At 59.5% G+C, this 25,400-nt stretch carries 26 protein-coding genes; 15 read left to right on the top strand and 11 right to left on the bottom strand.

Features of this window, described 5'->3' with window-relative positions:
• Nucleotides 1–86: 86 nt before the first annotated feature.
• From ACFSKT_RS25165 to ylbJ, 3 genes are all read right to left on the bottom strand, one after another.
• Nucleotides 87–1,844, bottom strand: a complete 1,758-nt coding sequence (locus ACFSKT_RS25165) for an ABC transporter ATP-binding protein (protein ID WP_377720902.1) — start codon at nt 1,842–1,844, stop codon at nt 87–89.
• Complete coding sequence (locus ACFSKT_RS25160) at nt 1,844–2,641, bottom strand: NAD kinase (RefSeq protein ID WP_377720903.1); 798 nt, start codon at nt 2,639–2,641, stop codon at nt 1,844–1,846. The genes ACFSKT_RS25165 and ACFSKT_RS25160 overlap by 1 nt, the downstream gene beginning before the upstream one ends.
• 66 nt (nt 2,642–2,707) lie before the next feature.
• Complete coding sequence (ylbJ, locus tag ACFSKT_RS25155; protein WP_377720904.1) at nt 2,708–3,784, bottom strand: sporulation integral membrane protein YlbJ; 1,077 nt, start codon at nt 3,782–3,784, stop codon at nt 2,708–2,710.
• A 457-nt stretch (nt 3,785–4,241) separates the two neighbouring features.
• Here ylbJ and ACFSKT_RS25150 point away from each other — a divergent pair, with 457 nt between their 5' ends.
• Together ACFSKT_RS25150 and ACFSKT_RS25145 are read left to right on the top strand one after the other, a co-directional pair.
• A complete protein-coding gene (locus ACFSKT_RS25150; protein ID WP_377720905.1) occupies nt 4,242–4,634 on the top strand; it encodes a globin domain-containing protein in 393 nt (130 codons plus the stop codon).
• Nucleotides 4,635–4,639: 5 nt separating this feature from the next.
• Nucleotides 4,640–5,338, top strand: coding sequence for a DUF2225 domain-containing protein (locus tag ACFSKT_RS25145; protein WP_377720906.1), 699 nt, complete (start codon nt 4,640–4,642; stop codon nt 5,336–5,338).
• Between the two features lie 115 nt (nt 5,339–5,453).
• On the opposite strand, the gene ACFSKT_RS25140 is transcribed toward ACFSKT_RS25145, so the two are convergent.
• The 4 genes from ACFSKT_RS25140 to ACFSKT_RS25125 all read right to left on the bottom strand — a co-directional run bounded on the left by ACFSKT_RS25140 (nt 5,454) and on the right by ACFSKT_RS25125 (nt 7,162).
• Nucleotides 5,454–6,143 (bottom strand): AIM24 family protein, encoded by a 690-nt coding sequence (locus ACFSKT_RS25140; protein WP_377720907.1) that lies wholly within the window; start codon nt 6,141–6,143, stop codon nt 5,454–5,456.
• Nucleotides 6,140–6,601 (bottom strand): hypothetical protein, encoded by a 462-nt coding sequence (locus tag ACFSKT_RS25135; RefSeq protein ID WP_377720908.1) that lies wholly within the window; start codon nt 6,599–6,601, stop codon nt 6,140–6,142. The genes ACFSKT_RS25140 and ACFSKT_RS25135 overlap by 4 nt, the downstream gene beginning before the upstream one ends.
• Before the next feature lie 139 nt (nt 6,602–6,740).
• A complete protein-coding gene (locus ACFSKT_RS25130) occupies nt 6,741–6,977 on the bottom strand; it encodes a hypothetical protein (RefSeq protein WP_377720909.1) in 237 nt (78 codons plus the stop codon).
• Complete coding sequence (locus ACFSKT_RS25125) at nt 6,974–7,162, bottom strand: YycC family protein (protein ID WP_377720910.1); 189 nt, start codon at nt 7,160–7,162, stop codon at nt 6,974–6,976. The genes ACFSKT_RS25130 and ACFSKT_RS25125 overlap by 4 nt, the downstream gene beginning before the upstream one ends.
• A gap of 197 nt (nt 7,163–7,359) precedes the next feature.
• Here ACFSKT_RS25125 and ACFSKT_RS25120 point away from each other — a divergent pair, with 197 nt between their 5' ends.
• Complete coding sequence (locus tag ACFSKT_RS25120) at nt 7,360–9,153, top strand: M3 family oligoendopeptidase (RefSeq protein WP_377720911.1); 1,794 nt, start codon at nt 7,360–7,362, stop codon at nt 9,151–9,153.
• A 186-nt stretch (nt 9,154–9,339) separates the two neighbouring features.
• Nucleotides 9,340–9,807 (top strand): nucleoside-diphosphate kinase, encoded by a 468-nt coding sequence (ndk, locus tag ACFSKT_RS25115; RefSeq protein ID WP_377720912.1) that lies wholly within the window; start codon nt 9,340–9,342, stop codon nt 9,805–9,807.
• 176 nt (nt 9,808–9,983) lie between these two features.
• Here the strand turns inward: ndk and ACFSKT_RS25110 are convergent, their stop codons facing one another.
• Nucleotides 9,984–10,616: a nitroreductase family protein gene (locus ACFSKT_RS25110; RefSeq protein WP_377720913.1), complete on the bottom strand. Its 633-nt coding sequence runs from the start codon at nt 10,614–10,616 to the stop codon at nt 9,984–9,986.
• A gap of 292 nt (nt 10,617–10,908) precedes the next feature.
• On the opposite strand from ACFSKT_RS25110, the gene ACFSKT_RS25105 reads away from it, so the two are divergent.
• From ACFSKT_RS25105 to ACFSKT_RS25060, 10 genes are all read left to right on the top strand, one after another.
• The gene (locus tag ACFSKT_RS25105; RefSeq protein ID WP_377720914.1) at nt 10,909–12,009 is read left to right on the top strand and encodes a P-loop NTPase family protein; all 1,101 of its coding nucleotides are present in this window, start codon (nt 10,909–10,911) and stop codon (nt 12,007–12,009) included.
• Between the two features lie 2 nt (nt 12,010–12,011).
• The gene (locus tag ACFSKT_RS25100; RefSeq protein ID WP_377720915.1) at nt 12,012–13,235 is read left to right on the top strand and encodes a CpaF family protein; all 1,224 of its coding nucleotides are present in this window, start codon (nt 12,012–12,014) and stop codon (nt 13,233–13,235) included.
• The gene (locus ACFSKT_RS25095; RefSeq protein ID WP_377720916.1) at nt 13,232–14,056 is read left to right on the top strand and encodes a type II secretion system F family protein; all 825 of its coding nucleotides are present in this window, start codon (nt 13,232–13,234) and stop codon (nt 14,054–14,056) included. Before ACFSKT_RS25100 ends, ACFSKT_RS25095 begins: the two co-directional genes overlap by 4 nt.
• Nucleotides 14,057–14,131: 75 nt before the next feature.
• Nucleotides 14,132–15,010: a type II secretion system F family protein gene (locus tag ACFSKT_RS25090; protein WP_377720917.1), complete on the top strand. Its 879-nt coding sequence runs from the start codon at nt 14,132–14,134 to the stop codon at nt 15,008–15,010.
• A 50-nt stretch (nt 15,011–15,060) separates the two neighbouring features.
• On the top strand, nt 15,061–15,252 hold the full coding sequence (locus tag ACFSKT_RS25085) for a Flp1 family type IVb pilin (RefSeq protein ID WP_377720918.1): 192 nt from the start codon (nt 15,061–15,063) through the stop codon (nt 15,250–15,252).
• A gap of 43 nt (nt 15,253–15,295) precedes the next feature.
• Entirely contained in the window at nt 15,296–15,937 is a 642-nt protein-coding gene (locus tag ACFSKT_RS25080) for a pilus assembly protein (RefSeq protein ID WP_377720919.1), read from the top strand.
• Nucleotides 15,938–15,963: 26 nt separating this feature from the next.
• Nucleotides 15,964–18,192, top strand: a complete 2,229-nt coding sequence (locus ACFSKT_RS25075; RefSeq protein WP_377776365.1) for a hypothetical protein — start codon at nt 15,964–15,966, stop codon at nt 18,190–18,192.
• An 85-nt stretch (nt 18,193–18,277) separates the two neighbouring features.
• Nucleotides 18,278–19,174, top strand: a complete 897-nt coding sequence (locus ACFSKT_RS25070; RefSeq protein WP_377720921.1) for an Ig-like domain-containing protein — start codon at nt 18,278–18,280, stop codon at nt 19,172–19,174.
• Between the two features lie 15 nt (nt 19,175–19,189).
• On the top strand, nt 19,190–19,705 hold the full coding sequence (locus tag ACFSKT_RS25065; RefSeq protein WP_377720922.1) for a prepilin peptidase: 516 nt from the start codon (nt 19,190–19,192) through the stop codon (nt 19,703–19,705).
• An 18-nt stretch (nt 19,706–19,723) separates the two neighbouring features.
• A complete protein-coding gene (locus tag ACFSKT_RS25060; protein WP_377720923.1) occupies nt 19,724–21,367 on the top strand; it encodes a DUF6382 domain-containing protein in 1,644 nt (547 codons plus the stop codon).
• 127 nt (nt 21,368–21,494) lie between these two features.
• Here ACFSKT_RS25060 and ACFSKT_RS25055 read toward each other — a convergent pair whose 3' ends face one another.
• The 3 genes from ACFSKT_RS25055 to ACFSKT_RS25045 all read right to left on the bottom strand — a co-directional run bounded on the left by ACFSKT_RS25055 (nt 21,495) and on the right by ACFSKT_RS25045 (nt 23,864).
• Nucleotides 21,495–22,406, bottom strand: coding sequence for a TIGR01777 family oxidoreductase (locus ACFSKT_RS25055; protein ID WP_377720924.1), 912 nt, complete (start codon nt 22,404–22,406; stop codon nt 21,495–21,497).
• 44 nt (nt 22,407–22,450) lie between these two features.
• On the bottom strand, nt 22,451–23,179 hold the full coding sequence (locus tag ACFSKT_RS25050; RefSeq protein ID WP_377720925.1) for a hypothetical protein: 729 nt from the start codon (nt 23,177–23,179) through the stop codon (nt 22,451–22,453).
• A 247-nt stretch (nt 23,180–23,426) separates the two neighbouring features.
• Nucleotides 23,427–23,864 (bottom strand): DUF2621 domain-containing protein, encoded by a 438-nt coding sequence (locus ACFSKT_RS25045; protein WP_377720926.1) that lies wholly within the window; start codon nt 23,862–23,864, stop codon nt 23,427–23,429.
• 317 nt (nt 23,865–24,181) lie between these two features.
• Here ACFSKT_RS25045 and ACFSKT_RS25040 point away from each other — a divergent pair, with 317 nt between their 5' ends.
• Nucleotides 24,182–25,309 carry a deoxyribonuclease IV gene (locus ACFSKT_RS25040; RefSeq protein ID WP_377720927.1) on the top strand — a complete coding sequence of 376 codons (1,128 nt, stop codon included), beginning with the start codon at nt 24,182–24,184 and terminating at the stop codon, nt 25,307–25,309.
• The last annotated feature ends 91 nt before the right edge of the window (nt 25,310–25,400 follow it).

Genomic DNA, 25,400 nt, shown 5'->3' with positions numbered 1-25,400 from the left:
ACAAAAAGCCATCCGGCGCCCATTGCGGGCAGCGGATGGCTTTTTTGGTCGGTCTTCTTGGCGACCAAACGATGGCCGTAAACTAATTATTCAAGGTGCTGTACCCGATACAAGCGGGCATAAGCACCGTCCGCATGCATCAGTTCATCGTGACTGCCTTGTTCGATAATGGCGCCATGCTCGATTACGACGATCCGATCCGCATGCGTGATGGTGGACAGCCGGTGCGCGACGACGAGGGTCGTTCGGTTATGGGCCAGCTCCTTGAGCGACGCTTGGATGGCGTGCTCCGATCCCAGATCCAGCGCGGACGTAGCCTCGTCGAGCACGAGGATGGCCGGATCCTTGAGGAAGACGCGGGCGATGGCGATCCGCTGCTTTTGCCCGCCGGACAGCTTTACGCCGCGTTCGCCGATCTCGGTGTCATAGCCGGCCGGCAGCCCTTCGATGAAGGTGTGCGCGCTCGCTTGGATGGCGGCGGTTTGAATATCTTCCTCCGAAGCGTCCGGGCGGCCGAGCCGGATATTGTCGCGAACGGTGCCGCTGAACAGGATATTATCCTGCAGTACCATGCCGATCTGGCCGCGGAGGCTGTCCTGCGTGACGGTCCGGATATCGCGCCCGTCAATGGAGATGGCGCCTTCCTGAACGTCGTAAAAGCGGGCGAGCAGGCTGACGATCGAGGATTTGCCGCCTCCGCTCATGCCGACGAGCGCGATCGTATGTCCGGCCGGAATATAGAGATTGATGTGTCGCAGCACCCAGTCGCCGTCGTCCAAATATCGGAACGACACGTCCCGAAATTCAATCTCTCCCCGTGCGCGGGCGAGCGGCTCGGCGTCTGGCCGGTCCTTGATTTCGGGCTCCTCCTCGAGCAGCTCCACGACCCGTTCAAGCGAAGCGGACGCCTGCGTCAGCTCGGTTGACGCGTTCACGAGTCTGCGAAGCGGGGAGTAGAGACGGTCAAGATAGCCGTAGAACGCCACGAATCCGCCGAGCGACAGCTTGTTCATCGCCACGAGGTAGCCGCCGTAGGCCAGCACGAGCAGCGGCGCGATCTCCGTCAGCGTATTCACGATCGATTGCGTGAGCGCGTTCCATCTGGTCAGGGCGAGCGCGCGATCCAGGAACGCGCGGTTGCGGCGGCGAAATTGTTCTTCCTCGTAATTTTCCAATGTGAAGCTCTTGACGACCGGAATGCCGTTGACGTGTTCGCTCAAATACCCCTGCATCTCCGCCAGCGCTTGACTTCTGGCGCGGGAGTATTCCCGCAGCCGTCGGTACAGCTTCTTGACGGCGACGCCGTAGAAGGGAAGCACGGCGATGGCGACCAAGGTGAGCATCGCATCCATATGGAACATAACCGCCAGTGCCAAGATAAGCGTAAAGATATCCAGCCAGACGTTCATCAAGCCCGTTTCGACTAGCGACTTCGTCTGTTCGGCATCGTTGATCATCCGGGAGATGATCTCGCCGGATTTACGGTTTTGGTAGAAACGAAGCGACAGCCGTTGCAGATGGCTCTGCAATCGGGAACGCAGGTCGAACAGAATGCGGCTGGTCGTCATCTGGGCGAAATATTGGCGGAAATATTCGATCGGATAGCGAAGAACGACGAACACGAAGAAGGCGATCGCGATCGCCTTCATTAACCGCGCGACTTTGGCCTCCGGAGCCGCACCCGAAAGCAAAATATCGTCGATCACGTATTTCAGAAAAAGCGGGAAGGCGAGCGGAATCGCGAACTTCAAGGCGCCTATAAGCAGCGTCAGGCCGATCAGCCACTTATAGGGCTTCACGACCTGTAGATATACGAAAAATGGGCTGGACTCGCGCCGTTTCATTATTTCACGTCGTAGCCGAGGAACGCTTCGCGAACCCGTGTCCAAAACGGGAACGGCCGGTAACGGGCGAAGCTGATCTTATGCGCGGCCACGCTGCATCGGATGGAGCGGATATCCGAGCTCATCATGTTAAGCTGGTCGAACGAGAGCTGAAGGCGCTGCTGCTTGCGTGAGATGATATCGCAATGGTGATGTTGGGGCAGTATCGCGGACGAGCCCAGCGTCCGATATACCCGGTTGTTGATGGAGGCGATCTCCGCGATCTGGATCGCTTCCAGCGACGGGTGAATGATCGCGCCGCCCAAGCTTTTGTTATAAGCGGTGCTGCCCGAAGGCGTCGAGACGACGATACCGTCGCCGCGGAACATCTCGAACAGCTCGTCGTTGATATCAATCTGGGCGACGAGCGTGCCGTCCACGCCTTTGATCGTGAATTCGTTCAGCACGAGGCGCTTCACGATCCCCTCGGCCGTGTCCAGCTCGATCTGCGCCAGCGGATAACGGATGATGCGAGGCGCGGTCTCCGTCATCATGCGAACGAGCTCCTCCAGCTCGTCTGCTTTCCAATCGGCGAAAAAGCCGAGATGGCCGGTATGGACGCCCACGAAGGCAACCTCCGCGATGCGGTGGCTGTAGGAATGGAATGCCTGCAGCAGCGTGCCGTCGCCGCCGATAGAGATGACCATCTCTGGCGCCTTCTCGTTCAGCGTCATGCCGCTTGCGCTCGCCAGCTCATGAAAACGCGCCGCCAGCTGCTTCGACAGCTGATCGCCTCTGTCCACTACGACGTAATTCAAAGCCCATTAGCCCCTTCCGGTCGGATATTACCTCGATCATAGCGGAAAATGCCGGCAAACACAACGTTAGACGGCCGGGCCGAGATAGCTCCACAACGCGTAAACCAAGAGGACGGCTAGGCAGCCGTGCGCCAATCTGGCGATCAAGAAAGGCTTATAACGCAGGGCTGTCCGGCTGAGAAGACTGACGACCTGCGCATGGACGGATAGGCCTCCCCAGGAGAGAATGAAGGCGGCGATCGCCGTTTGATGAACGAGTCCGCTGCCGGCAGCCGCCCCTGCCGTCTTGGCGCCGAGCGTCACTTCGAACAGACCGTTCACGACCGCCTCGGCCAGCGCCGCCGGCATGCCGAACGCATGCATGATTGCGCTGATTCCCGATGCAATCGCATGCAGCAGACCGATGCTCGTGGCCAGCTCCATGACCACGGAGAAGAAGACGACGAGTCCGCCGACGACGACCATCAGCTTAAGCGCGGATTGAACGGCGTCTTGGAGCAGCGCGCCGACCGGGCGACCGTCGAGCAGGCGAGCGCGGTGCATGGCGGTGAAGGCTTGGGTAATGCGCGGTCTCCTACGGACATCGGAGATAGCATCGCGCGCCGGGGTGCCTGCCTCCCGCCGATCGTGGAACCGCATCAGGAGACCGATAATCATCGCGCCTCCATAGTGCGCAGCGGCCAACACGGGGGCCAGCGCGGCATTGTGGAAGAAGCCGACCGATACGGCGCCGATCAGGAAAATCGGGTCGGACGTCGTCGTAATCGCGACTAACCGTTCCCCCTCGGCGCGGGAAATAAGCCGCTGATCCCATAGCTGCGAGGTAAGTCTCGCGCCGACCGGATACCCGGACGCGAAGCCCATGGCGAATACGAACGCGCCGCTGCCGGGAATTCGGAAGAGCGGACGCATGAGCGGGTCGAGCAGCGTGCCGAAGAAATGGACGATGCCGAATCCGATCAGCACCTCGGAAATGACGAAGAACGGGAATAACGCCGGGAACAGTACCTCCCACCAAATCGACAGTCCTCGTACCGCGGCTTCCAGCGAAGCGGAAGGGAAGACGGCCAGCAGTAGCGCCAAGAGGACGGCGGTCCAGGCGGGGATGACTTGAGGACGAAACAGAAAGCGGACATGCTGCACGGAAAGTCCCTCCACATCGGGCCCTGGCGTACAAGCCGAGGCAGTCTCTTATCGTTATATGCGCGAAGCGGGACAATCCATGACAATTGTGAACCGAACCAGGCATAAAATTCAAGAAAATTGGGTAAAATGAAAGTAGTAAACGCTTGCAAAAAGTGCTGTTATTTCGCCATGTTTGTGGTAAAATATTGATACATCCAAACGTTGGGGTGATGAATGATGAGTTTTGTTGCAGGCATCCTCGTTTGCGCTTTCGTATATGTCATCCGCGAGTCGCTGTTAGCGCCAGGCGAAGAGGACTACGAGAGCTAGCTAATCATGACGGAAGTACCATATAGTCGCAGAATGCCCTTCAACGGAGGGCATTTTTTTTGTGCGGTAAATTGTGCATCTCCGCACAGATATGCTTTTTTGTGTTATACTACAAAAGACCTAAAGAAAGAGGTTGTACTTACCGATGAACAACTATAGAACTATTTATGAAGCAGTTGGCGGTTATGATGGAATAGGTCGTATTGTCGGGTTGTTTTATCCTAAAGTCCAGCAGCATCCGCTGTTGGGGCCATTGTTTCCAGAAGATATTATTCCGGTTATGGAGAAACAGCAGCTGTTTCTCACGCAGTTTTTCGGCGGACCTACCCTATACTCCGATGCTTACGGCCACCCGATGATGCGGGCGCGCCATCTGCCGTTCCCGATTACGCCCGAGCGGGCGGAAGCCTGGCTCTCGTGCATGCGCGAAGCGCTGGCGGAGACGGGGATGCCGGAGGAGCTCCAAGACATCGTGATCGAGCGGCTGTCCGGGCCGGCGCATCACTTTGTGAACACTACCAACGAACGGGAGACGTGACCGTTATGGAACCGCTTTACCAGTCCACGATTACGTGCATTTGCTGCCAAGCCCAATTTCAAACGTCGCGCGTTCGTCCAAGCTTCAAGCGGGTTGTCTCGCGGGATACGGACTTCTGCGCCTATTACAAAGACGGGATCAATCCGGACTTCTACGTCGTTCGGGTATGCCCTTCCTGCGGCTTCGCGTCGACGGAGAACGGCACGCAGCAGTTGACGGACGTAAAGCGGAGATATTACTACGAGCGGTTCGGCTCCTCTTGGGTTCACCGCGATTACGGCGGTGAGCGTACGGTAGAGCAGGCGCTCGATACGTACAAACTCGCACTCCTTTGCGCGCAGGTGGCCGGTACGAGCGAACGCGTCATGGCCGGTCTGCTCCATCACATCGCCTGGCTGTACCGGTATATGGGGAATAAGGCGCAAGAAGAACGTTTCCTGCAATTCGCGCTGCAATCGTATACCGCGGTGTACGAGACGGAAGGCGGCTCTGTCAATGACGCGAAGCTGATGTTCCTGATCGGTGAGCTGAACCGTCTGCTGGGCGATCGCAAAGCGGCCGTGCGCTGGTTCGCGCGCGTCGTCAACGACAAGCACATCGTCGATGCGACGATGATCCGGGCGAGCCGCGAGCAGTGGCAGCTTCTGCGTGAAGAAATGAAGCGGGAAGGCCAGTATATGGAAGAAGAGCTGCTGAACGCGTAGCGCGTCGGCTGGCGGCCGTGCGGCCCCTTGAGGGCAGCACGGTTTTCTTTTTGCGAGGGCAAAGACAAAACTCCGGTGCCGCGAAGGACCGGAGTTTTTGGTTTTTGAGCGTGTATTATTTGATATAAATGCTGCCAAACGGCAATACTTCGCGCAAAACGCGCTTGATCACGCTGTCTCCGCGGAGTTGGTCCTCCAGCTGTGGATCGCGCGACCCGGTCTGGATCAGCACGGGACCTTTGCCGGTTAATTCCCACTGCACCTGCATATGCTGGCTGGCGAGCGGATTCCCGTAGACGGTCAGCTTGATGCCCGCCTTCTCGGGGTACGCGACGAGCGAACTTTTCTCCACGTAAAGCGGGCGATTCTCGTCGAGCTGCAGCACGGCCAGATCGCCGGTGACGAGAATGCCGAGCGTCCCGGGGCCGCTGAAGCGCATCCGTACCCATTCATGCGTGATCCAGGCGGTTTTGAATTTCTGGATGCGGCTATTCATGCCCATGCCTTCGGAATAGAGGAGCACGTGCCGAAAATCGAACATCAGGTCGCTGTCCGCCGGAATGTCGATCGGCTCGAGGGTGCAGCCCGCGGGCAGGCCGAGCACGAATTGGGATGGGCCCTGGATGCGCGAACGAATCCATTTTTTCTTACGGTACATGCCGGCCAGATCCATGAATTTGTCTTCGCGCAGCGTCGGCGCGCCTTGGAACGCGATAATCGTACGGGGATGCAGCACGTGGACGGCTTCTGCCTCGGTTAGCTCCACCATGGCATGTCCCACGGGAGCGGGGGCGTTTACCTTCATTCGGCGCCACCTCCGGCGGAACGGTTGCTGCGCCAAGCCCGATACCGCCATATGCGCACCGAGATGATGTACAGAAGCCCGGCGCCGGCGAATACAAGGACGGATGCGGCGATTTTGCGATAGAACCGTTTGCGCTCGGATTGATCCTTCTCCAACTGTTCCATTCGCGTGTGCAGCGCTTGGTTTTGTTGGATGAGCGCCTCATTCTGCTGTCGGTAAGTTTCGTTCTCCTGCAACAGCTTCAGCTGCTGCTGCGCGTATTCATCCGCTTTGCGGCGGGCCTCGTCGAGCTCTTCCTGCGTCTTCGCGAATTGCTGCTGCAGCTCGTCCAGCTTCTCGGGCGCGTTGTATATATCTTTGAACCGGTCGATGACGCTGCCGTCGGCCGAAGGAGGCGTGCTCGCGAGCAGCCCGGCCGCAAGCGCGGCAGCCATCCCGATTCGCGCGTAACGTTTCATCGTCATCACCTCGATTGCTTGCCTTGCGGAACGTTTGTTTCATTTTACCCCGCGGCTATCGGTTTGAACAGCGCGGATGGACCCCGGCAGCAATTGGCATGCGAGCCTTACCGCTGCCGTAACGGCCGGCTCTTCGCGGCTACCCTTTGCGCAGCTTCGTATCCGTCAGCAAATAGTCGGCGTCCGCGTCGACCACCGTCACCCGGCCATGGCAGCAGGGGAACACGAGCAGCCGTTTCTTCCCGGACTTGATGTCTTTCAGCTCGGCGGGCCTCAGCGGCAGCAGTACGTTGTCCTCGCTGCAAAATGGGCAGGAGGGGACGTACACGTCCTTCATCTGGATATCGTAGGGCCATGCCCGCTCGAACGGAATCAAGGCTTCTCCTCTCCTTTATCATCTTGGCTCTCGGTAGCCGCAGGCGAGGATGCTTTGGCGGCCAGCTCGGCCATTTTCTGCATCAGGATGTGTTTGGGCATATGCATCAGATGCTCGATCGGCACGTTAAGTTCCTTCGACAGCCGAATGGCGGTCTCGGGCGAAATTTGAAGCGGTCTAGACATGTCGGGTACAACTCCTTTGATGGGCGCCTGGCCGAATGTTGAATATCGGGAGATAGACGAAATGATTGGCAATGCGGCGCTTCGGTTCAGTATAATTCAGTTATACACCGCTTCGCGGGAGCGCGCAATGGAAGCGGTCGTTCCGTCGGGCGAAGGGGTATGTACATAAGTCGAAAAATTTCAGGAGGTTCGCAATCATGACCTTTCCGATCTTTCCCCAAGTCTGGGATCTTGATGTCATTTACCCGGGCGGTTCGAAATCGTCCGCATTCGTCCAGGAGCTGGACGGCATGGAGCGGGATATCCGCGCGCTGGAGGAGGCGCTGCAAGCGGCCAAAGGCGCTGCGCCTGCGGCGGCACAGCTGGCGGAATGGACGGCTGTGGTTCAGTCCGTGCTCAGCCGCTTGCATCAAGCCGATTCGTTCGTCGGCTGTCTGTTGGCCGAACAAATGAAGGATGCGGCGGCATCCGCGCTGAACGATCGCGTCCGCACGATCGCGGCGCGGTTCAATACGGCGCTGACGAGCTTCGACGAGCAGCTGAGCGCGGCTTCGGATGCGGAATGGGCCGGTTTCCTGGCGCGGGAAGCGATCGCGCCGGTCGCCTTCCGCCTGCAGGAGAGGCGCGATGTCGCGAAGGAGAAACTGGCGCCGGCGCTGGAGGCGCTGGCAGGCGAGCTGGCCGTCGACGGATATCACGGCTGGGGCGAGTTTTATAATACGGTCGTCTCGCGCACGCAGTTCCATACCGTGGACAAGGACGGGCAAGCGAAGACGCTGTCGGTCGGTCAAATGGCGAATAAGTTATCCGATGGCGACCGCGCGGTTCGCGCTGAGGCATTCACGCATTGGGAGCGCGTCTGGGGCGAACAGTCCGAGCTGTGCGCCGAGGCGCTGAACCGACTGTCGGGCTTCCGTTTGAAGCTTTACGAGAAGAGGGGCTGGGGCTCCGTGCTCAAGGAGCCGCTCGCGATTAACCGAATGAGCGAGGCCACGTTGAACGCCATGTGGTCGGCGGTGAACGAAGGCAAACCGGCGCTCGTCCAATACCTCGACCGCAAAGCGAAGCTGCTCGGTCTGGAGCAGCTGGACTGGCACGACGTCGACGCGCCGATCGGATCGGCATCGCGCACCGTCTCGTACGACGAAGGCGCGAAGCTGATTTTGGATTCCTTCCGCAATTTCAGCAGCGACCTCGCGGACTTCTCGGAGATGGCGTTCAAGGACGGCTGGATCGAAGCGGAGGACCGTGCGGGCAAGCGCCCCGGCGGCTTCTGTACATCGTTCCCGATCAGCGGGCAAACCCGGATTTTCATGACCTATTCGGGCACGATGAACAACATCTCCACGCTGGCGCACGAGCTGGGCCATGCGTACCACCAGCATGTATTGAATGATCTACAGCCGTTCGCCCACGAATATGCGATGAACGTCGCGGAGACGGCGTCGACGTTCGCGGAACTGATTTTGTCCGATGCGACGATGGCCACGGCGAAGGATCACGACGAGAAGCTCGGGATGCTCGACGACAAGCTGCAGCGCTCGGTTGCCTTTTTCATGAACATCCATGCCCGGTTTCTGTTCGAGACGCGGTTCTACGACAGACGCCGCGAAGGCATGGTGACCGTCGAAGAACTGAACGCCTTGATGTCGGAAGCGCAGCATGAAGCTTACAGCGGCGCGCTCGGCAAGCTGCACCCGCATTTCTGGGCGGCGAAGCTGCACTTCTATGCCACGGATGTGCCGTTCTATAACTTCCCGTATACATTCGGCTATTTGTTCAGCTGCGGGCTATACGCGATCGCGCAGAAGGAAGGGCCGTCGTTTGCGGATCGCTATGTTGCGCTGCTGCGCGATACGGGGCTGATGACGGTCGAGGAGCTGGCGCAGAAGCATCTGGGCGTTCGTCTGGACGAACCGGAATTTTGGCGCGGCGCGGTGGCGCTGTCGACGGCGGACGTCGAAGCTTTCCTTGCGTTGACCGCCGAGTAGCGTGTCGGATGCGGCCGTGCAACCTTTTGTGGGCAGAGCATCCGGATTTTCATTAACCTGAATGAATCGTGGGGATTAATGGAAAACTGATCAGTGACAGTGCGGCTGCATCATCTTTCGGCATGGAGGTCTGCCGGCCGTACGGGCAACTCGAACTCTGCTTAATCGAAAGGGGAGGACCGCATCATGGAACGCACGTTTGTTATGGTTAAACCCGATGGCGTCCGCAACGGATTGATCGGGGACATCGTGTCCCGATTCGAGAAGAAAGGCTTCACGTTGAGAGGCATCAAGCTGATGCATATTGATCGTCCCCTTGCGGAACGGCATTACGGCGAGCACAGGGAGAAGCCGTTCTTCGGGGAGCTTGTCGATTATTTAACATCGGGCGAAGTGTGCGCGATGGTGTGGGAAGGCAAGCATGCGGTCGCGAACGCCCGGAGTCTCATCGGCAAAACGAATCCGGTCGAGGCGGTGCCAGGCACGATCCGCGGTGATTTCGCGATGGATGTGGCGAGCAACGTCGTGCACGGCTCGGATTCGCCGGAGAACGCGGAGCGCGAAATCTCGCTGTTCTTCGGCGATAGCGCGGCGGCCGTCTATTTGTTCACGAGTCCGCCGCTCACGCATTCGCCGAACGTGACTCCGCATTAGGGGCGAGACGACAAAGAAAGCCGGGAGGCCGGCCATCCTCGCCGAGCGCAAGGCTCGAGCGGCCGGCCTCCCGGCTTTTAGCATGCCGTGTTACCGTATGGCGCGGCTGAGCGCGCACGGCAAAAAGGCCGTCTCCAAGTGGAAGACGGCCCGCAAGCGGCAGATGCCGCAAGGGATTAGAACGATTCGTTGATAACCAGCTCGCTGAGCGGCAGACGACCGGATGCACGAGCGGGTTTCGCCGCTTCGCCGATTGGCACGAGCATAACCGGAAAGTAGCGGTCAGGGATGTTGAGTTCCTTCACGAGCGCCTCGGCATTGAAGCCGCCCATTGGCACGGTGTCGTAGCCTTTCGCTTTCGCGGCCAGCATGAGCTGCATCGAAGCAAGACCGGCATTCTTGTTGGCTTCATCCCGCGCAACTTGAGCGGACGTGTAGGCGCCATCGATTTGGCCGACGAGCGTATCGCGAACTTGCTGCGGTACGGCGCCTGCGGCAACGGCGGCGTCATAAATTTGGTGGCCCGTCAGGTTGGCTTGCAGGTCGCCGAGGACAACGACGACGACGGAAGCGTCGGATACTTGTTTCTGACCGTATGCGATCGGGAGCAGGCGATCTTTGTTCGCTTGTTCTTTCACGACAAGGAAACGCCATTGCTGCAGGTTCCAAGAGGAAGGCGCGCTTGCGGCCAGCGTCAAAATTTCGTTCAGCGTTTCTTCGGGAATTACGACGTCGCGTTTGTATTCGCGTACCGAATGGCGTTCCAGCATGACTTGCTCGGCGTTAAGAGTGGTATTGGACTGAGACATGATTATCTCTCCTTTTATCATCTGTGTTTTGTAGGCTAACGATAGTATAATCAACTATATTATTTTTAGCAACTGATTTTTTGCGCTGGACTTACAGGATTGAGTTGTAAAAAAAGATTGACCTGTTTGAATTATACATGGTAAAGTATGGACAAATTTAGCTGTTTAGCTGCGGCCTTAAGTGGCCGCTGCTTATTACGGAAGCACCGTAAATTACGCGAACAGGCGTAGTTTATGGTGCTTTTTTGCGTTTACATTCATACATCGAACATCTGGGAAGGGGTGGACACGCGTGCATAAGCAGCAGCTTGTTGCCGCCGTGAGGGAAGCGGATTACCTCGAGCGGCTGGCCGATTACATCCGGCATTCGGCATTCGGCGAGCGGTGGCAATTGACGGCGTTTACGAATCCGCAGGCGCTTCGCCAATATTTAAAATCCGGTTATCCGGTCGACCTTCTCGTCGCGCAGACGGCCTTCACGCCGCAAATTGAAGAAGCAGGTGTTTCCTGCATTACGGGGCTGTTCGTGCCCATCGGCCATACGAGCGGTGAGCGGGAGATCGCGCAATTTCAACCGCTGCCAACGCTGCTCCAATCGTTCGAGACGTTATATGCGTCGGGCGCTCCGGGCGGGAGGGGATCGATAAGGGGAACGAAGAAGAGCGCGGTGGTCACGGTTTGCAGCGCGGTATCCGGCATCGGAAAGACGACGCTGGCCCTCCGGCTTGCCCAAGCGATGGGCGCGCGGGGAAACAGCGCCTTTTACTTGAATCTCGAACAGTGGAACGCTTCCGCATCGTGGCTCGGCCGCGAAGGCAGGGAGGATGCGCTGTCGCGGCTGCTCTATACCCTGCAATCGGAGCCTGAACAAGCAGCCGGTCATCTGAACGAGCTGAAGTGCCGTCACGCCGGATTGAAGATCGACTATATTCCGCCGTGTCCGAATCCGGAGGAGCGGGAATCGATGACGGCCGAATTGGCGGAGCTGCTCATTCGGGCAATCCGGGAGAGCGGCTATTACGACCTGCTTGTCATCGATACGGACGGGCGGTTCGATCCGGTCACGATTCGCGCGATGCAAGCATCGGATACGCTGTTGTGGATGACGGAGCCTTACGCCTCATCCCGAATCAAGACCGAAATGGCTTGGGCGCATATCAAAGCCCGATGGGGAGAAGGAGCAGCCGAATTGGCTCGGCGCACCAAATGGATTGCCGTTCACCCCGGGGGAACAAACGACGAGCCTTATGCGGAGACGAGGGTTCGCATCGACCACGTCCTTCCGCCGGCCGAGGAGGGGGGTCACGGCGCGGAGCCGAGCGCATCGCCAGGTTACCGCGCCGCGATCGAGCATATTTTGGAGCGCCAGCTGTTGCGGGCAAGGGGGAGGTAGCGATGGAGGAAATCGTACAGCTGCTAAAAGCCGACATCCGGGGCGGCCTTGATATGGAGCATGCGATGAGCGATCATGATTTCCATTTGCTGATCGAACAGCACGTATTCAAATGGAGTCAGACCCATCCGCTGACGGCCATCCAGAAGGTACAGCTCGTCCGCCGGCTTTACCATGCTTTCCGCGGATTGGACATTCTCCAGCCGTTGATGGACGATCCGGATATTACGGAAGTGATGATCAACGACTACGATGAGATTTTCGTCGAGCGGCGAGGGCGGCTCGTCAAGCTGGCCCTGTCATTCGAGAACCGCGGGAAGCTCGAGGATTTGATCCAGCATATCGTGGCGGGCGTCAATCGGGTCGTGAACGAATCCTCGCCGATCGTAGACGCGAGGCTCAAAGACGGCTCGCGTGTACATATCGTTCTCCCGCCAGCTGCCCTGAAGGGGCCATGCGTGACGATCCGGAAGTTCCCCGAGCGTCCGCTGCGGATGAGCTCGCTGGTCGAGCTTGGCGCGCTGACGCAAGAAGCCGCGGATTTCTTGAAACGGTTGGTGACCGCGAAATACAACATCTTCATCAGCGGGGGCACCGGCTCGGGCAAAACGACGTTTCTGAACGCGCTGTCGGCGTTCATACCGCCGGATGAGCGGATCATTACGGTGGAGGACGCCGCAGAACTGCAAATTCGCACGATCCCGAACCTGGTGTCGTTGGAGACGCGTAACGCGAATACGGAAGGCAAAGGCGCGATCTCGATGCGAGATTTGATCCGGGCCTCCCTTCGGATGCGGCCGAACCGCATCATCGTGGGCGAGGTGCGGGGCGGGGAGACGGTCGATATGCTGCAGGCGATGAACACCGGCCATGACGGAAGTTTGAGTACGGGTCACGCCAACTCGGCCCGCGACATGCTGACCCGGCTGGAGACGATGGCGCTCGGGGGCGCGGACTTGCCTGTACCGGTCATTCGCCAGCAGATCGGCTCCGCAATCGATGTGATCGTGCATCTGTCGCGGCTGCGCGACCGGAGCCGGCGGGTGACGGAGATTTCCGAGATTACGGGCGTAAGCGGTGGCGAAGTGCAGCTGGCGCCGTTGTTCCGATTCGAGGAAGAGGGCGAGCGAGAGGGGAGCGTGCTCGGGAGCCTTCGGCCGACGGGGACGAAGCTTGCGCGAACGTGGAAGCTTCGGATGGCGGGCTTCGCGGGTGAGGCGCCGTGAAGGGGCCGCTTGCACGCAAGACCGAGCTGTCGGCATGGATGGGATGGCCTGGCCGAGAGGCGGAAGCGTCTGCCGGGGGCTTGCCGGACTATCGGGACCTTGAGCTGACGAGGAGACAGTTTGTTGCTGCCGCATCGCTCGGCGCGGTGATCGTTTTTGCGGCGGCATATTTGTTCTATCATGCTTGGGCGTTATCGCTGCTCTTGTCCGTCGCTGGGCTTGCAGCGCCGCGTTTCTATCGGCGGTCGCTCCTGGATCGACGGCGCCTCAGGCTGACGCTTCAGTTCAAGGAAGCGCTGTACTCGCTGACGGCTTCGCTCGCGGCGGGCAGGTCGGTGGAGAACGCCTTTGTGGCGGCACTGGACGACCTGAAGCTGTTATACCCGAATCCCGATGCCGAGATTAGGGTCGAATTCGAAATCATCCGCACTAGGCTCGCTTACGGCGAACCGATGGAGCATGCGCTGCTCGATTTCAAGCAGCGGGCCGATGTCGAGGACATTGCGCAGTTCGTCGACGTGTTCGTCATTTGCAAGCGGACGGGCGGCGATCTGGTCGAGGTCATCCGGCGCACGTCGCAGACGATCGGGGAGAAGTTGGATGTCCAGCAGGAAATCGGCGTCATGGTCGCCCAGAAGAAATTCGAATCGCGCATCATGATGAGCATTCCGTTCGTGTTTATGGCGTTCCTCAGCTTCGCGGCGCCGGACTATATGGAGCCGCTTTACGGCGCCTTCGGCTATGTGGTGCTGACGATCGCGCTTCTCATATTGGGCGGCTGCTATTGGCTGATGGCCAAGCTGATGAATATTCGGGTTTAGTTGGCAGTCTAGGTTTCAAGGGCTGGCGCTCTCGATGCGTTAATCCGTCCGCGAATGGATAGGGGGGAGAACGGAATGGTCATGATTTGGGCCTGCTTGCTCGCGGCCGGATGGGGGGCATGCGCTTTGATGGCGCAGCGGCTTCTTCCGGTGACATCCTACGAAGCGGCCAAGCTGTTGGATGGCGGAGATGCGCAGCGGAAGCTGCTGGCGCTGTCTTTCCGGTATGCATTGGAGCGCTTAGGGATGTACGACCGGCTGCAGCTGCAGCTCGGCGAGCTGCACGGCAAATTGCTGATCGTGAAAGGAAGCACGTGGTCGTTGGAGGCAACCCGCTTGCATGCCGCCTCGGCGGTCGGTGTCGGTTATGCGGCGGCATGCATTGGGGCCGGTGTCGGCGCGGCAGGCGATGAGCCGGTGATCTGTCTTCTGGGTCTGCTGCTCGGCGTGCTGCTTCCGGTCGTCAAATGGCGGGAGCCCGCCAAGCTGGTCGAGCGGCGCAAACAGGACATGCTGATCGCCCTTCCGGACGTGCTAAGCAAGCTGACGCTGCTGCTCGCCGCCGGCGAGACGATGCAGCGCGCGCTTACCCGCTGCATCGTTCGGGTGCCCGGCAAGCCGGATCACCCGCTGCATGAGGAGCTGGCCAAAGCGTGCGAGGCCGTTCGCAACGGGGAATCGTTCGCCGCAGCTATGGAGAGCTTCAGCCGGCGATGCGCGCTGCAAGAGGTGTCCTTGTTTACGACGACGCTCCTGCTGAATTACCGCCGAGGCGGCGACAAGCTCGTTCTGTCGCTAAAGGAGCTGACGTATTCGCTTTGGGAGAGGCGCAAAGCGATCGCCAGGTCGCGCGGGGAAGAAGCGTCCTCCAAGCTGGTGTTTCCGCTGGTCGGCATTTTCGTGGTGCTTATGATGCTCGTTGCCTCGCCTGCCGTCCTGCTAATGGGCTGGTAGCGGGGACGCAATACAAATACAAATGAAGTTGAAGAGGAGCGTGTCCGTATATGTTGACGGTCATAAAGAAGAAGGCAGGCGCGTTTTGGCGCGAAGACGAAGGGCTTGGAACGCTGGAAGTCATCCTTATTATCGCGGTAGTCATCATTATCGCCCTGCTGTTCAAGGATTGGATCATTCAGCTGCTGGAGAACTTGATGGGCAAAGCCGATGACCAGGCGAACGAAATTTTTGCCGAATAGCCGCCTCAAGGCTTGGATGCGCGGGGATGAGGGGAGCTATGCGTTGGAAGCTTCCTTTGTATTCCCCGCCTTGTTCACGGTCTTGGTGGCGCTGTTGATGTTCGGCCTTTATGTATATCAGCAAGTCGCGGTCTATTATGTCGCTTCCATGTCGGCGGAGCGGGCGGCTTTCGTTTGGGACAACAGCCATCGCGACGCGCAGAGCGGCATCTCGCCGGTCGGGGCATACGATGGCTTGTACTGGCGCGTAGGCGACGATGGCGCGCTGAAGTCGGTATTCAAGATGGCCGGCGCTTCGGGGTCGAGCGTCGAGGTTCCCATCGGTAACTTTGGAGGCGACGGCCGAGAGCAGGTAACCGGCGAGTCGCTTCCTGCTCGCAAGCTGGTCCGGATCACGGCGCGCGTGCCCGCTTTTCGGGAAGGCCGGATCGCCTATACGAACCGGCTCTTGACGAAAGAAGTCCAGATGGGCATATCTCCGCCGATGGACATTCCCCTTCTTGATCAGCTCGGACATCGGGTTTCCTTGCAGTCGGCTAGCCGCGCATCGATCGTGGACCCTGTCGAGCTCATTCGGAATGTCGATTTGGCCCGTTATTACGCCGCCAAATGGAACAACCGCGCGGATGCCGTCCTTACGCGGGCGAATGCCGCCGCGGTTATCCAGCAGAAAGCTGCGCCTTGACAGGAAGCGAGAAGGGGGAAGCGGAGTTGACATGCACAGGCGGTAAATTACGGGCCCGACGCGGATTTATCGCGCGATCGGACGGATCGGTTTCAATTTATATGATCGCCGCTACGGCTGCGCTTGTGCTCGTGATGAGCGTGCTGATCGATTACGCGCGGATCGCTGCGTTCCGCAAACAGACGGAGCTCGCGGCGCATGCCGGCATCCGCTCGGCGCTCTCCGCCTACGACGGGGAGCTGTACTTGCGATATGGCCTGTTCGGGGCGGGCGGCAGCGACCGGAACGAGCTGTTCGCGCAGGCAGCGAAGGGGCAATGGCCCGCGGAGCAAGCAAGAGGAGCCTTCCGTCTCGTGAACGGGCGCTATGAGACGTCGCGGATGAACCTGCATGAGACGCTGGGCCGCCATGATATCATGAAGCGCCAGATTCTGGAGGAAATGAAATACAAGGCGCCGGTCGACTTCACGCTGGAGGTCGCTTCGCAATTCGCGCCGGCGGCATCCGCCATGAAGGAAGCTCATGCCGCGATGACGATGCTGGAGAACGTGCGCAAGCTGTACGACAAGCGCGAAGCACATTTGCAGGCGGTGCTGGATTTGCAGAAAGCGATGCGGGATGCGGCTGGCGACGCGGGAGCGATTATACCGTTCCGGAACCGGGACCTCGCGCAATCGCAGACGGTGCTGAACATCGTCGCCCGCTACCCGCATTATGTGGCGATGATAGAAGCCGATGCCTATTTGGAAAAGGACGAATTTCCCGCGTACACCGCTCAGATCGTAGCGTACCGGGAAGAAGCCAGAACCGTTGCCGGCGATCTGTTTCGCCAAAGTATGCTGGCGCTTCGGCGTCATCAAACTTTAGAGCGGCGGGCGCTCGAAGAGCTGGGGAAGGCGGAGCGATTGAACGAGGAGATGCGAGTGGTCATCGCGCAGAATGAGCAGCAGCTCAATTCGGGGTACGACCGGGTGCAGAAATCGAAGGTGCCCGGCACGGCGCCCGGTTCTCCATCCGCCGCGGAAGTATCGCAGCTGGAGCAGGCCGGACAGTCCGCGCAGCAGCTGCCGCTGGCGCGCGAGTGGTTCGCCCGCTACGCGGAAGAGCTCTCGGCGCAAACCGCGATTTACGCTTCCTTCGATGCCGAGGCGGCCGGTTTCCAATCGTCGATGAATGCGGTGCTGGCCGGCTCGGGATCGGCTGCGCTGTTGACGGAGAACGCGGCACAGCTGCGAATGGCGTATGAGCAGTACGACGCGAAGTACGGTTTGAACGGGACCGTAATAGTGGAGCGGACACAAGAGCTCGAAGCCCGGCAAGCCTCGGATCGGGAGCGAAAGAAGCAGGAAGCGAAAGCAGAAGCCAAGTGGAATGACATCCGCAGGATGCTGCATAACATAACGGCCGTTCCGCAGGTTGCCGAGCATCAAGCGCTGTTCGACCGTGTCAAGAAGCGCGCGGAGGCGAGTCTAGCCTTTAACGCGTTGGACGAACAAGCAGGCGCAGATTCAATCACGCAGCTGCAGGAGGAGCCGAATGCCGCTGCCGAGCAATCGATGCATCAGACCGGCGGCGTATTCGATGGTCTGGCCGACATGCTCGAAGGTACGCGCGACACGGTATATCTGAACGAATACGTCATCAACCGATTCTCCAGGTTCGATCCGCAGAAAATGCAGGGCGCGCTGCTCAACGGGGACGCGAGCGAGTACGCGCATGCGCTGAGCTTGAACAACCAGGAGACGGAGTACATCTTGTACGGCTATCATAGCCCGGCGGCCAATGTGGCCGCGGCGGCCGGCGAGGTATTCGCGATGAGACTGGCCATCCGGACCATGGAGGGGCTGATCGAATGCAGAACGATGATGCATCCGCTGCTCATTTTGGCGGGCGCGGTTCTTTACGGCCTTGAGCATGCGGCGGCGGATATGATCCGTCTCGTGCAGACCGGTACCACGCCGTTATCCAAATACGCGCCCGTAGAAGTCGCATACCGGGACTACATGCGTCTGTTTCTATTGCTGCATGATGGCGGACCGAAGCGATTGGCCCGCATGGCGGCCGTAATAGAGCAGAATACGGGCTTGCAGTTGGCACGGGTCGGAACGGGGTGGACGGGGGAGCTGCGCGCATCGGTCAACGTGTGGTTTTTGCCAGGCGTCATGAACCGATTCAATAAGTGGGGGCTGCTCGACGGGAAGGTGGCGGACGGTCGTTATGAGATGGACCGAACGGTTGGCATGTCGTACAGCTGACGTCGCCTCGTTAATTAGCGGCAGGCGCGGTTTGAAGCGAAGGAAGCGAACCCGGGGCGGGATGGGGAACGAAGCGGGAGGCATCGTGGTTGAAGCCTCGTTGATTGCGCCGATCGTCATGATGGCGATCGTGCTCTTCATCTGTCTCGTAAGGCTGGCCGCCGTGCAAATGGCCGTTCACGGCGCCGCCTCCCAGGTGGCGCGGCAGGCGGCCGCAGGCATGTATCCGGTATCGCTCGCCTCGGCACATGCCGCGCAGGCGCTTCCCGCAATGCCTGGCGGCGTGCAGCTGCCCGGAATGGAGCAGGCCGGCGAGGCGTTGAAAGAATGGCTGCCCGCTCCGGTAGGTCCGATGTTGGGCGCCATGCTTCAAGGGGATTGGCAGGAGGCGGGCAATGCCGCCGGGTCGGAGGTCGCGAAGACGGCTTTATTGCCGCTGCTGCGTCAATCCGCGGACGAACGCGTGCTGGATCCCGCCAGATTGACGATATCGTATGTCGCGTTTCCGGATTTCTCGGGCGATTCCGGCTCGAACGTAGTCATCGAAGCCGAATATCGATTCCCGCTAAACATGCCGTTTACGAGGCGTAACATCATCCTTAAAGAACGAGCGGTAGAACGCGGTTGGGTGAGCGATTCGACGCCTGCCGCGCGGGAGGGCGACCCTGATGCCGAAGGGGCGTCCAAGCTCCAGATCGCCTCTATCGAACCGGACCCGCTGCGACCCGGCCGCAAAGCGACCGTCACGGCGATTGCCGATCCGGGAACGGCGGTCTCGGTATCCGTCCGGTACAAGAGCGGCGCGAGCACGGCCAAGCATCTTGGCGACGCGACGGTTGGAGCGGATGGTACCGTATCCTGGACCTGGCATGTATCGGGCAACACGACGCCCGGGGTATGGGAGCTCGTCGTGACGGCGGCGGACGGCACCCGGGTCGCGCGACATTTCGTCGTGGAGAGTAAGGCGACAGACGACGAGTAATGAAAGGGGATTAATATGATCGTGACCATAACCGGCATTGGTGCCGCCGTCGTATTGGCTTGCGCGTTCGCGACGGATTTGCGCGCCATGCGCATTCCGAACCTGCTGACGGTCACCGCATTCGCGGCCGGTATGACCTGTCAGCTGCTAACGGCGGGCTGGCAAGGCGGGCAGATTGCGCTAATGGGTGCGCTAGCCGGATTCTTGCCCTTTTTTCTCCTCTATCTGTTCAAGGGCATCGGCGCGGGAGACGTCAAGCTGTTCGCTGCACTCGGCGCTTGGTTGGGCGCGGCGGCGGTGTTGAACGTCGCCATGTACGCGATTTTATATGCGGGCGCGCTCGGTGTGCTCTACATGCTTGGCTCGCGTCCGTTCTGCAGGCGGATGTTGAGTAGCATGGCTGTTCTGCTGAGTCCGGGGGCCGCGGGCAAACGGTTGGTACTTCATGGCTGGGAAACAGGAGCGAAGCGGTTTCCCTTCATGATCGCCGTGCTTCCGGCCGCCGTATCCGTTTGGGTGATGGGAATCTAACAAGGAGGAGAACTGATCATGAGCGTGGATGAGCTGCGCATCGATTTTGCAATGAACCATGAGCACGAGATGGTCGTGGACCGGGCTGGCGGCATTGCTCGAGAGGAATTGGACGAAGTCGAGATCGCCATGCTTCAGGGCGGACAGTCCATTCCGCGGTTGCTGCGCATGGAATGGAGCGATATGGACGGGAACGTCGCGTTCTGCTATCCCTTAACAGGCCGCAGATTGCTGGCGCATCGGATGCAGACGCAGCCGGTCGGCATGATGGACTACTATGCGATCCTGTTGGCGCTGGTGGAGACGATCGACGATTGCAAAGATTACATGCTTCGTCCGGAAGGTTTTCTGCTGCAGGAGCAGGCGATTTTTACCGGCGACCGGATCGACGATCTGGCGCTCTGCTACGTGCCGCTCCGCCAGTCGAAGGCAGGCTCGCAGCGCGTCTCCGAAGTCGTGCTGGCACTTGCCGTCAAATGGCTAGGCTGCGTCGGTCAGCCGGACGGGGAAGGGATGAAGCAAATCTTTCGGCATCTTCGCGAGGAGCATGTGGCTTGGCGGGATCTTCGCCGGACGCTGCTGGGATTAATCGGCGGTACTCCGGCAGAGGGAACGGAGGAGTCGGAAACGTGCGCGCAGGTTGAAGCGATAGGGGGAGCGGATACAGAGCGGCAGTATGCAGAGCCGTTCGCGAGAGTGTCCGATCATGTGGAAGGCTGGAGGACTTCCGGCGGCATGCACGAGCAGCCGAGGCAGGCGCAATCTTCTGCTGCCATGGGATCGCAATCGGCATTTGCCGACTATCCGGAGCCGCAGCTCGTTAGCGGCAATCCGGCCGATCCCCGCGGAACGAACGCTTCGCGCCAGATATGGATGCTCGGAGCGGCGCTGACGGTAGGCCTTGCGTGCGCATGGCGTTTTGTTTATTTTGCCGCGCCTTCCTCTACGTCGTTGAAGATCGCGCTAGGGTTGACGGCGATATCCGCGGCAGTCGGCATTATTGCCGGCAGAAGAATCATGGGCGGCGCTCAAGCGGAGCAGCAGGAAGAGGAGCGGATGGCCGCCCTGGATGACCAGCCGGAACACCCCGCCTGGTCTTGGCGAGCAGAACAAGACGCGATTCCGGCGGCATCCGATCTCAAGACGCAGGATGAATCGCTTGGCAATTCGGTGCGGAGGCCGGGGGAGGCATGGGGTCAAGAGGGGAAGGCGCGAAATGAGAATGTTCTTCATGGAGGGACAAGCCAGACACGGCTAACCGCGCTGCATGGCACCCGGATGCCCGCTAATGCTTTCCCGGAAGCGACCGTATGGCTAGGGAAAACCGGCGGTAACGAAACTGTCGGCGGCCCCGGCGCGGGGCAATGGCTGGAGCGGCAAACGGACGGCAAATCGGAACGAATCGACGTTGCGGGGAGTCTCGTGATCGGCCGTTCTGGCGACGGCGTGCAGTATGTGGATGCGGCGCCCGGCATTTCGCGCGTACATCTGGAGATTCGGGCTAGCGGGGCGAGCTGGACCGCCAAGGACGTCGGATCACGCAACGGGAGCACGCTGAACGGCGTCATGATGATTCCCTACAAGGCGTATCCGCTGAACGCTGGCGATGTGATGCAGTTGGCCGGGGATAAGGGGCCTAAGTACATTTGCAAAGCGGGCTAAATGGTGGCGATGTGGGATGAATATTTGGCAAGCGATAAAAAAGACGCGCTCAACCGCATGCCGCGGGCATGCGAATGGAGCGCGTCTCTTTGCTGCTTAATTTTCAGGGCGGTAAGAGAGTCGTTGCTTACTTCCCCTTGCTTTTGCCGACTAAATTGTCCATGGCGCTCTCGATCGTGGGATAGCGGAAATCGAAGCCTTGCCGCTGCAGCGTGGCGGGCAGGATGCGCTGCCCTTGAAGCAGCAGGGATGACATTTCGCCCAGCGCCATCTTGAGCAGGAAGGCGGGGACGGGGAACCAGTGCGGTCTTCGCATCGCCTTGCCGAGCGCGCGGCCGAATTGGTCGTTCGTCACCGGCTGCGGCGCACATGCGTTCACCGGACCGGCGATCTCGCGGTTGTCGATGCAGAAGAGCAGCATTCGGGTCATGTCCTCGGCATGAATCCAAGATATCCATTGCCGGCCGCTGCCGACTTTGCCGCCGCCGAACAGGCGATAGGGCAGCGCCATGAGCGGGAAGGCGCCTCCGTCGTTGCCCAGCACGAGACTGACGCGAACGAGCACGAGCCGTTCCGTCGGAATGGTTTGTGCCGCTGCTTCCCATCGTTCCACCACGCTTCCGAGGAAGTCGTTAATGTGCGCAGGGCTATTCTCGTCGAACGTCTTCGTGTCGGATGTCCCGTAGATCGAGATGCCGGAAGCGTTCACGACCGTATCCGGTTTCTGCCGGAGTTCGCCGACGAGCTTGGCGATCCGCTCAGCCGCATCCGTGCGGGAATTCATGATTCTCGCCTTGGCCTTGGCGCTCCAGCGCTGATTGATCGATTCCCCCGCCAAATTCACGATGCATTGCGTTCCTTCGAGAAGCGAAGGTTCCTGCTCCAGCTGCCGCCACGTCGCATAACGCAGCCGCTCCTGCCCAGGGCGGGCGTCCGCTGATGTGCGGGAGATAATCCATACTTCGTCTCCCCGGGCGAGCAGCGCCGCGACGAGCGCTTGCCCGACGAAGCCGGTCCCTCCGGTTACGGCGATTTTCATGCCATGACTCCTTCCCGCCGTCTAAGCCGGGCGCGAATGCCCGGTTAACGTTCTTGAATGCCGGTTAACCAGCGTTCTACGTATTTCTCTTCCCCGGCTTCGATTTCCTGCCGCGTATAGGTGAACCTGACGGGCGTGCCGTCCGCATGATCGTCAATCTTGCTCAGCTTCGCTTCGATCGTCTCGTCGATTTGAAAGACCGTCGGCACGCCGTTGATATTAATCTCGATCGAGTGGGAATCGATCTGTCCCATATAGAGGCCGTTGCCTTTCAATTGCCCGAATGGAATACTGCCCGCGGCTTGGGCGGCGACGCCGGAGAGTGCCGTCTTGGGCGCCGGGGCAGTGGCCGTACGGGAGGTTTTGGCCGAAAGGGGCTGTACCTCTCCCGCTATGCCCGATGCCGGCTTGGGCTGGATGGTTGCGGCTGTACCAGCTGCCGTCCCCCGCTGTTCAAGTTCTTCCGACTTCCGCTCCGACCTGTCGCCCGCAGGCGTCGGCTTCAGTGTCGATTTCAGCGTCGCCCGGTCGGCCGGATCGCCGCTTCGGGCGCTGGCCGTCAATCCAGAAGCGGGCGGGGCCTCGTCTAATTCCGCCTCGCCTGATTCGGAGCCCAGGACGCTGGCCATCGTGCCGGCCGGCGACAGCGCGGAGGCTTGTCCTTCTTCCTCGGTGGCTAATCTAGCGCCGCAACCAACCGTCGCGGCAAGCATGAAGCAGAGCAGGGCGAGTACGCCCGCGCGCATGGTTTGTGGTTTTCGCGTCCGTCTCATAATCATCGTCTCCTCCTGATGTTCTTATCCTATGTATACCCATCGCGCATTCAGTACAACCCTGCCGGGATCGCGTCAAATGGCCGAGAAGCGCAATGATGTGCATAGGAAATAAGATCAAACAGGGGCTGCGTCTCCATCGTAGATCGGCTATCGAAGAATCGACTTCAAGTCGTTCCGATGCTGCGGACCTAACCAAAAAACGCCCCCGGCTAGGCCGGAGGCGTCGATAGGTGCATGGTGAAGGCTATCGGTTGAACAGATGCTGATAGGGCTGGTAATCGATGCCCCGCTTGTCCAGAAACGAGATTAAGCTGCGATAGTCGCGTTTAGGGGTCGCTTTGATATAACCGGCGATGCAGTGGCTGCGCGTGACTTCCTGCGCCCCGCTCTCGATGGCATACTGCGCGATGCTGGCCGCGATCGAGTGCTTCGCGATATCGCGGAACGGACCCGGAACCGGCTGCACCAGCTCGTCGAGAAATGCCTTCGAATCATCCGGCCACATGTGGCGGCTGCGGTCGACCCAATAGTTCTGCCAGTCGAGCTTGGACTTGCCGTCCCGCTTGGGCAGCACCTTTAAGAATTTGCGGAACATGAAATATCCGCCGATCGCCATGGCGCCCAGCATGACGAACGCCCAAAATACGATGAAAAACATAAACCAATTCGGAGCATTGCCCATTCGAGTCGTTCACCTCATTAACGATATGTTACGTTGTCCGCCTGAAGCGGCACCGAAGCGTGCATGGTCTTGTTAAATGATTGCTAGACGATTCGGCTCACCGGGAAGAGCTGCTCGAGCCGCGCCGACAGGGGATCGACGGGCGAGCGCTTGTCCGCGGCGCGCGTCCATTTTGCCTGCATCCATTATAAGTCACCCGCAAGTCCAGCCGCAACCGCAAACAGCTGACTTTACCAGCGGTCGTACGCCTAGATTTATTTATGCGTAGCCTGTAAAATAAGGGGATACGCGTTTTACTACGAAAGGGGCGAATATCGTTGCTCAAAATCGGATCTCACGTTTCGTTTTCGGACAAGGGCTTGCTCACGGCGACCAAAGAAGCGGTTTCTTACGGTTCCAGCTCGTTCATGATTTACACGGGCGCTCCGCAGAATACGCGGCGTAAGCCAATTGAAGATCTATATATCGAAGAAGGCAAAGCCGCGATGGCGGAAGCAGGCATCGACGAGATTGTCGTCCATGCGCCGTATATCATCAACCTTGGCTCCTATAAGGAAGATACGTTCAAACTCGCGGTGGATTTCCTGCAGGAAGAGATTCGCCGCACCGAGAAGATCGGCGTGCGCAACATCGTGCTTCATCCGGGCGCGTACACGGATAAGGACGCGGAGTACGGCATTGCGCGCATCGCCGAGGGCTTGAATCTCGTACTGGAAGGCACAAAGGAAACGAACGTTAATATCGCGCTCGAGACGATGGCGGGCAAAGGGACGGAAATCGGCCGCAGCTTCGAGGAGATTGCGGCGATCATCGACAAGGTGCAGGCGAACGAACGGCTTACCGTCTGTATGGACACCTGTCACATGCACGACGCGGGCTACGACTTGAATGACGATCTGGACGGCGTGCTGGAGAAGTTCGACAAGATCGTCGGGTTGGACCGCGTCGCCGTCGTGCACGTGAACGACAGCAAAAATCCGCGCGGCGCTGGCAAAGACCGCCATGCTCCGGTAGGCGCGGGCTGGCTCGGATTCGATACGATCCGCAGCATCGTGCATCACGACGCGCTCAAGGGCCGTCCGTTCATTCTCGAGACGCCATGGATCGGACAGAACGACAAGACCGTCCGCCCGATGTACGAAGCCGAGATCGCGCTGCTTCGCGGCGACGCGGAGAACCGTTTCGGCGGCGAATTTTTCGAGGACGTGGAGCGTCTGGCGTTCTTCTTCAACAAACAGGAGATCGACCGCCGCGCTTATGTGCTGTCCACGTGGGACGTGCTCAAGTCGGACGCGAAAGCGCGCAAGGCCGACCCGCGCGAGCCGATGGACAGGCTGTTCGACCTTGTCCAGGAGCACCGGGTGCTGGCAGAGCTTCCCGAGGAAGCGGTCAATCACCGCATTACCGCATGGTTTGCCGGCAAGGCGCTGCTCGTGAACGTCTAACCGGCATGCGAGCCGGCTCGCCGGACGCAAGCCTAACGGCATTAACGTTTCATACAGTGAATCAATCGTTCAATGGGGAAGGAAGAAGTTG

Origin of the sequence: Paenibacillus xanthanilyticus (assembly GCF_042682185.1) — a bacterium.
Classification (GTDB): Bacteria; Bacillota; Bacilli; order Paenibacillales; family Paenibacillaceae; genus Paenibacillus_Z; species Paenibacillus_Z xanthanilyticus.
This window is presented reverse-complemented; position numbering and strand designations above follow the sequence as displayed.

Bases quoted from the DNA above. Each gene is read 5' to 3' on its own strand.
- ACFSKT_RS25165 (WP_377720902.1), bottom strand. From the start codon at position 1,844: ATGAAACGGCGCGAGTCCAGCCCATTTTTCGTATATCTACAGGTCGTG.
- ACFSKT_RS25150 (WP_377720905.1), top strand. From the start codon at position 4,242: ATGAACAACTATAGAACTATTTATGAAGCAGTTGGCGGTTATGATGGA.
- ACFSKT_RS25145 (WP_377720906.1), top strand. From the start codon at position 4,640: ATGGAACCGCTTTACCAGTCCACGATTACGTGCATTTGCTGCCAAGCC.
- ACFSKT_RS25140 (WP_377720907.1), bottom strand. From the start codon at position 6,143: ATGAAGGTAAACGCCCCCGCTCCCGTGGGACATGCCATGGTGGAGCTA.
- ACFSKT_RS25135 (WP_377720908.1), bottom strand. From the start codon at position 6,601: ATGAAACGTTACGCGCGAATCGGGATGGCTGCCGCGCTTGCGGCCGGG.
- ACFSKT_RS25125 (WP_377720910.1), bottom strand. From the start codon at position 7,162: ATGTCTAGACCGCTTCAAATTTCGCCCGAGACCGCCATTCGGCTGTCG.
- ACFSKT_RS25120 (WP_377720911.1), top strand. From the start codon at position 7,360: ATGACCTTTCCGATCTTTCCCCAAGTCTGGGATCTTGATGTCATTTAC.
- ndk (WP_377720912.1), top strand. From the start codon at position 9,340: ATGGAACGCACGTTTGTTATGGTTAAACCCGATGGCGTCCGCAACGGA.
- ACFSKT_RS25110 (WP_377720913.1), bottom strand. From the start codon at position 10,616: ATGTCTCAGTCCAATACCACTCTTAACGCCGAGCAAGTCATGCTGGAA.
- ACFSKT_RS25100 (WP_377720915.1), top strand. From the start codon at position 12,012: ATGGAGGAAATCGTACAGCTGCTAAAAGCCGACATCCGGGGCGGCCTT.
- ACFSKT_RS25090 (WP_377720917.1), top strand. From the start codon at position 14,132: ATGGTCATGATTTGGGCCTGCTTGCTCGCGGCCGGATGGGGGGCATGC.
- ACFSKT_RS25085 (WP_377720918.1), top strand. From the start codon at position 15,061: ATGTTGACGGTCATAAAGAAGAAGGCAGGCGCGTTTTGGCGCGAAGAC.
- ACFSKT_RS25065 (WP_377720922.1), top strand. From the start codon at position 19,190: ATGATCGTGACCATAACCGGCATTGGTGCCGCCGTCGTATTGGCTTGC.
- ACFSKT_RS25060 (WP_377720923.1), top strand. From the start codon at position 19,724: ATGAGCGTGGATGAGCTGCGCATCGATTTTGCAATGAACCATGAGCAC.
- ACFSKT_RS25055 (WP_377720924.1), bottom strand. From the start codon at position 22,406: ATGAAAATCGCCGTAACCGGAGGGACCGGCTTCGTCGGGCAAGCGCTC.
- ACFSKT_RS25050 (WP_377720925.1), bottom strand. From the start codon at position 23,179: ATGAGACGGACGCGAAAACCACAAACCATGCGCGCGGGCGTACTCGCC.
- ACFSKT_RS25045 (WP_377720926.1), bottom strand. From the start codon at position 23,864: ATGGGCAATGCTCCGAATTGGTTTATGTTTTTCATCGTATTTTGGGCG.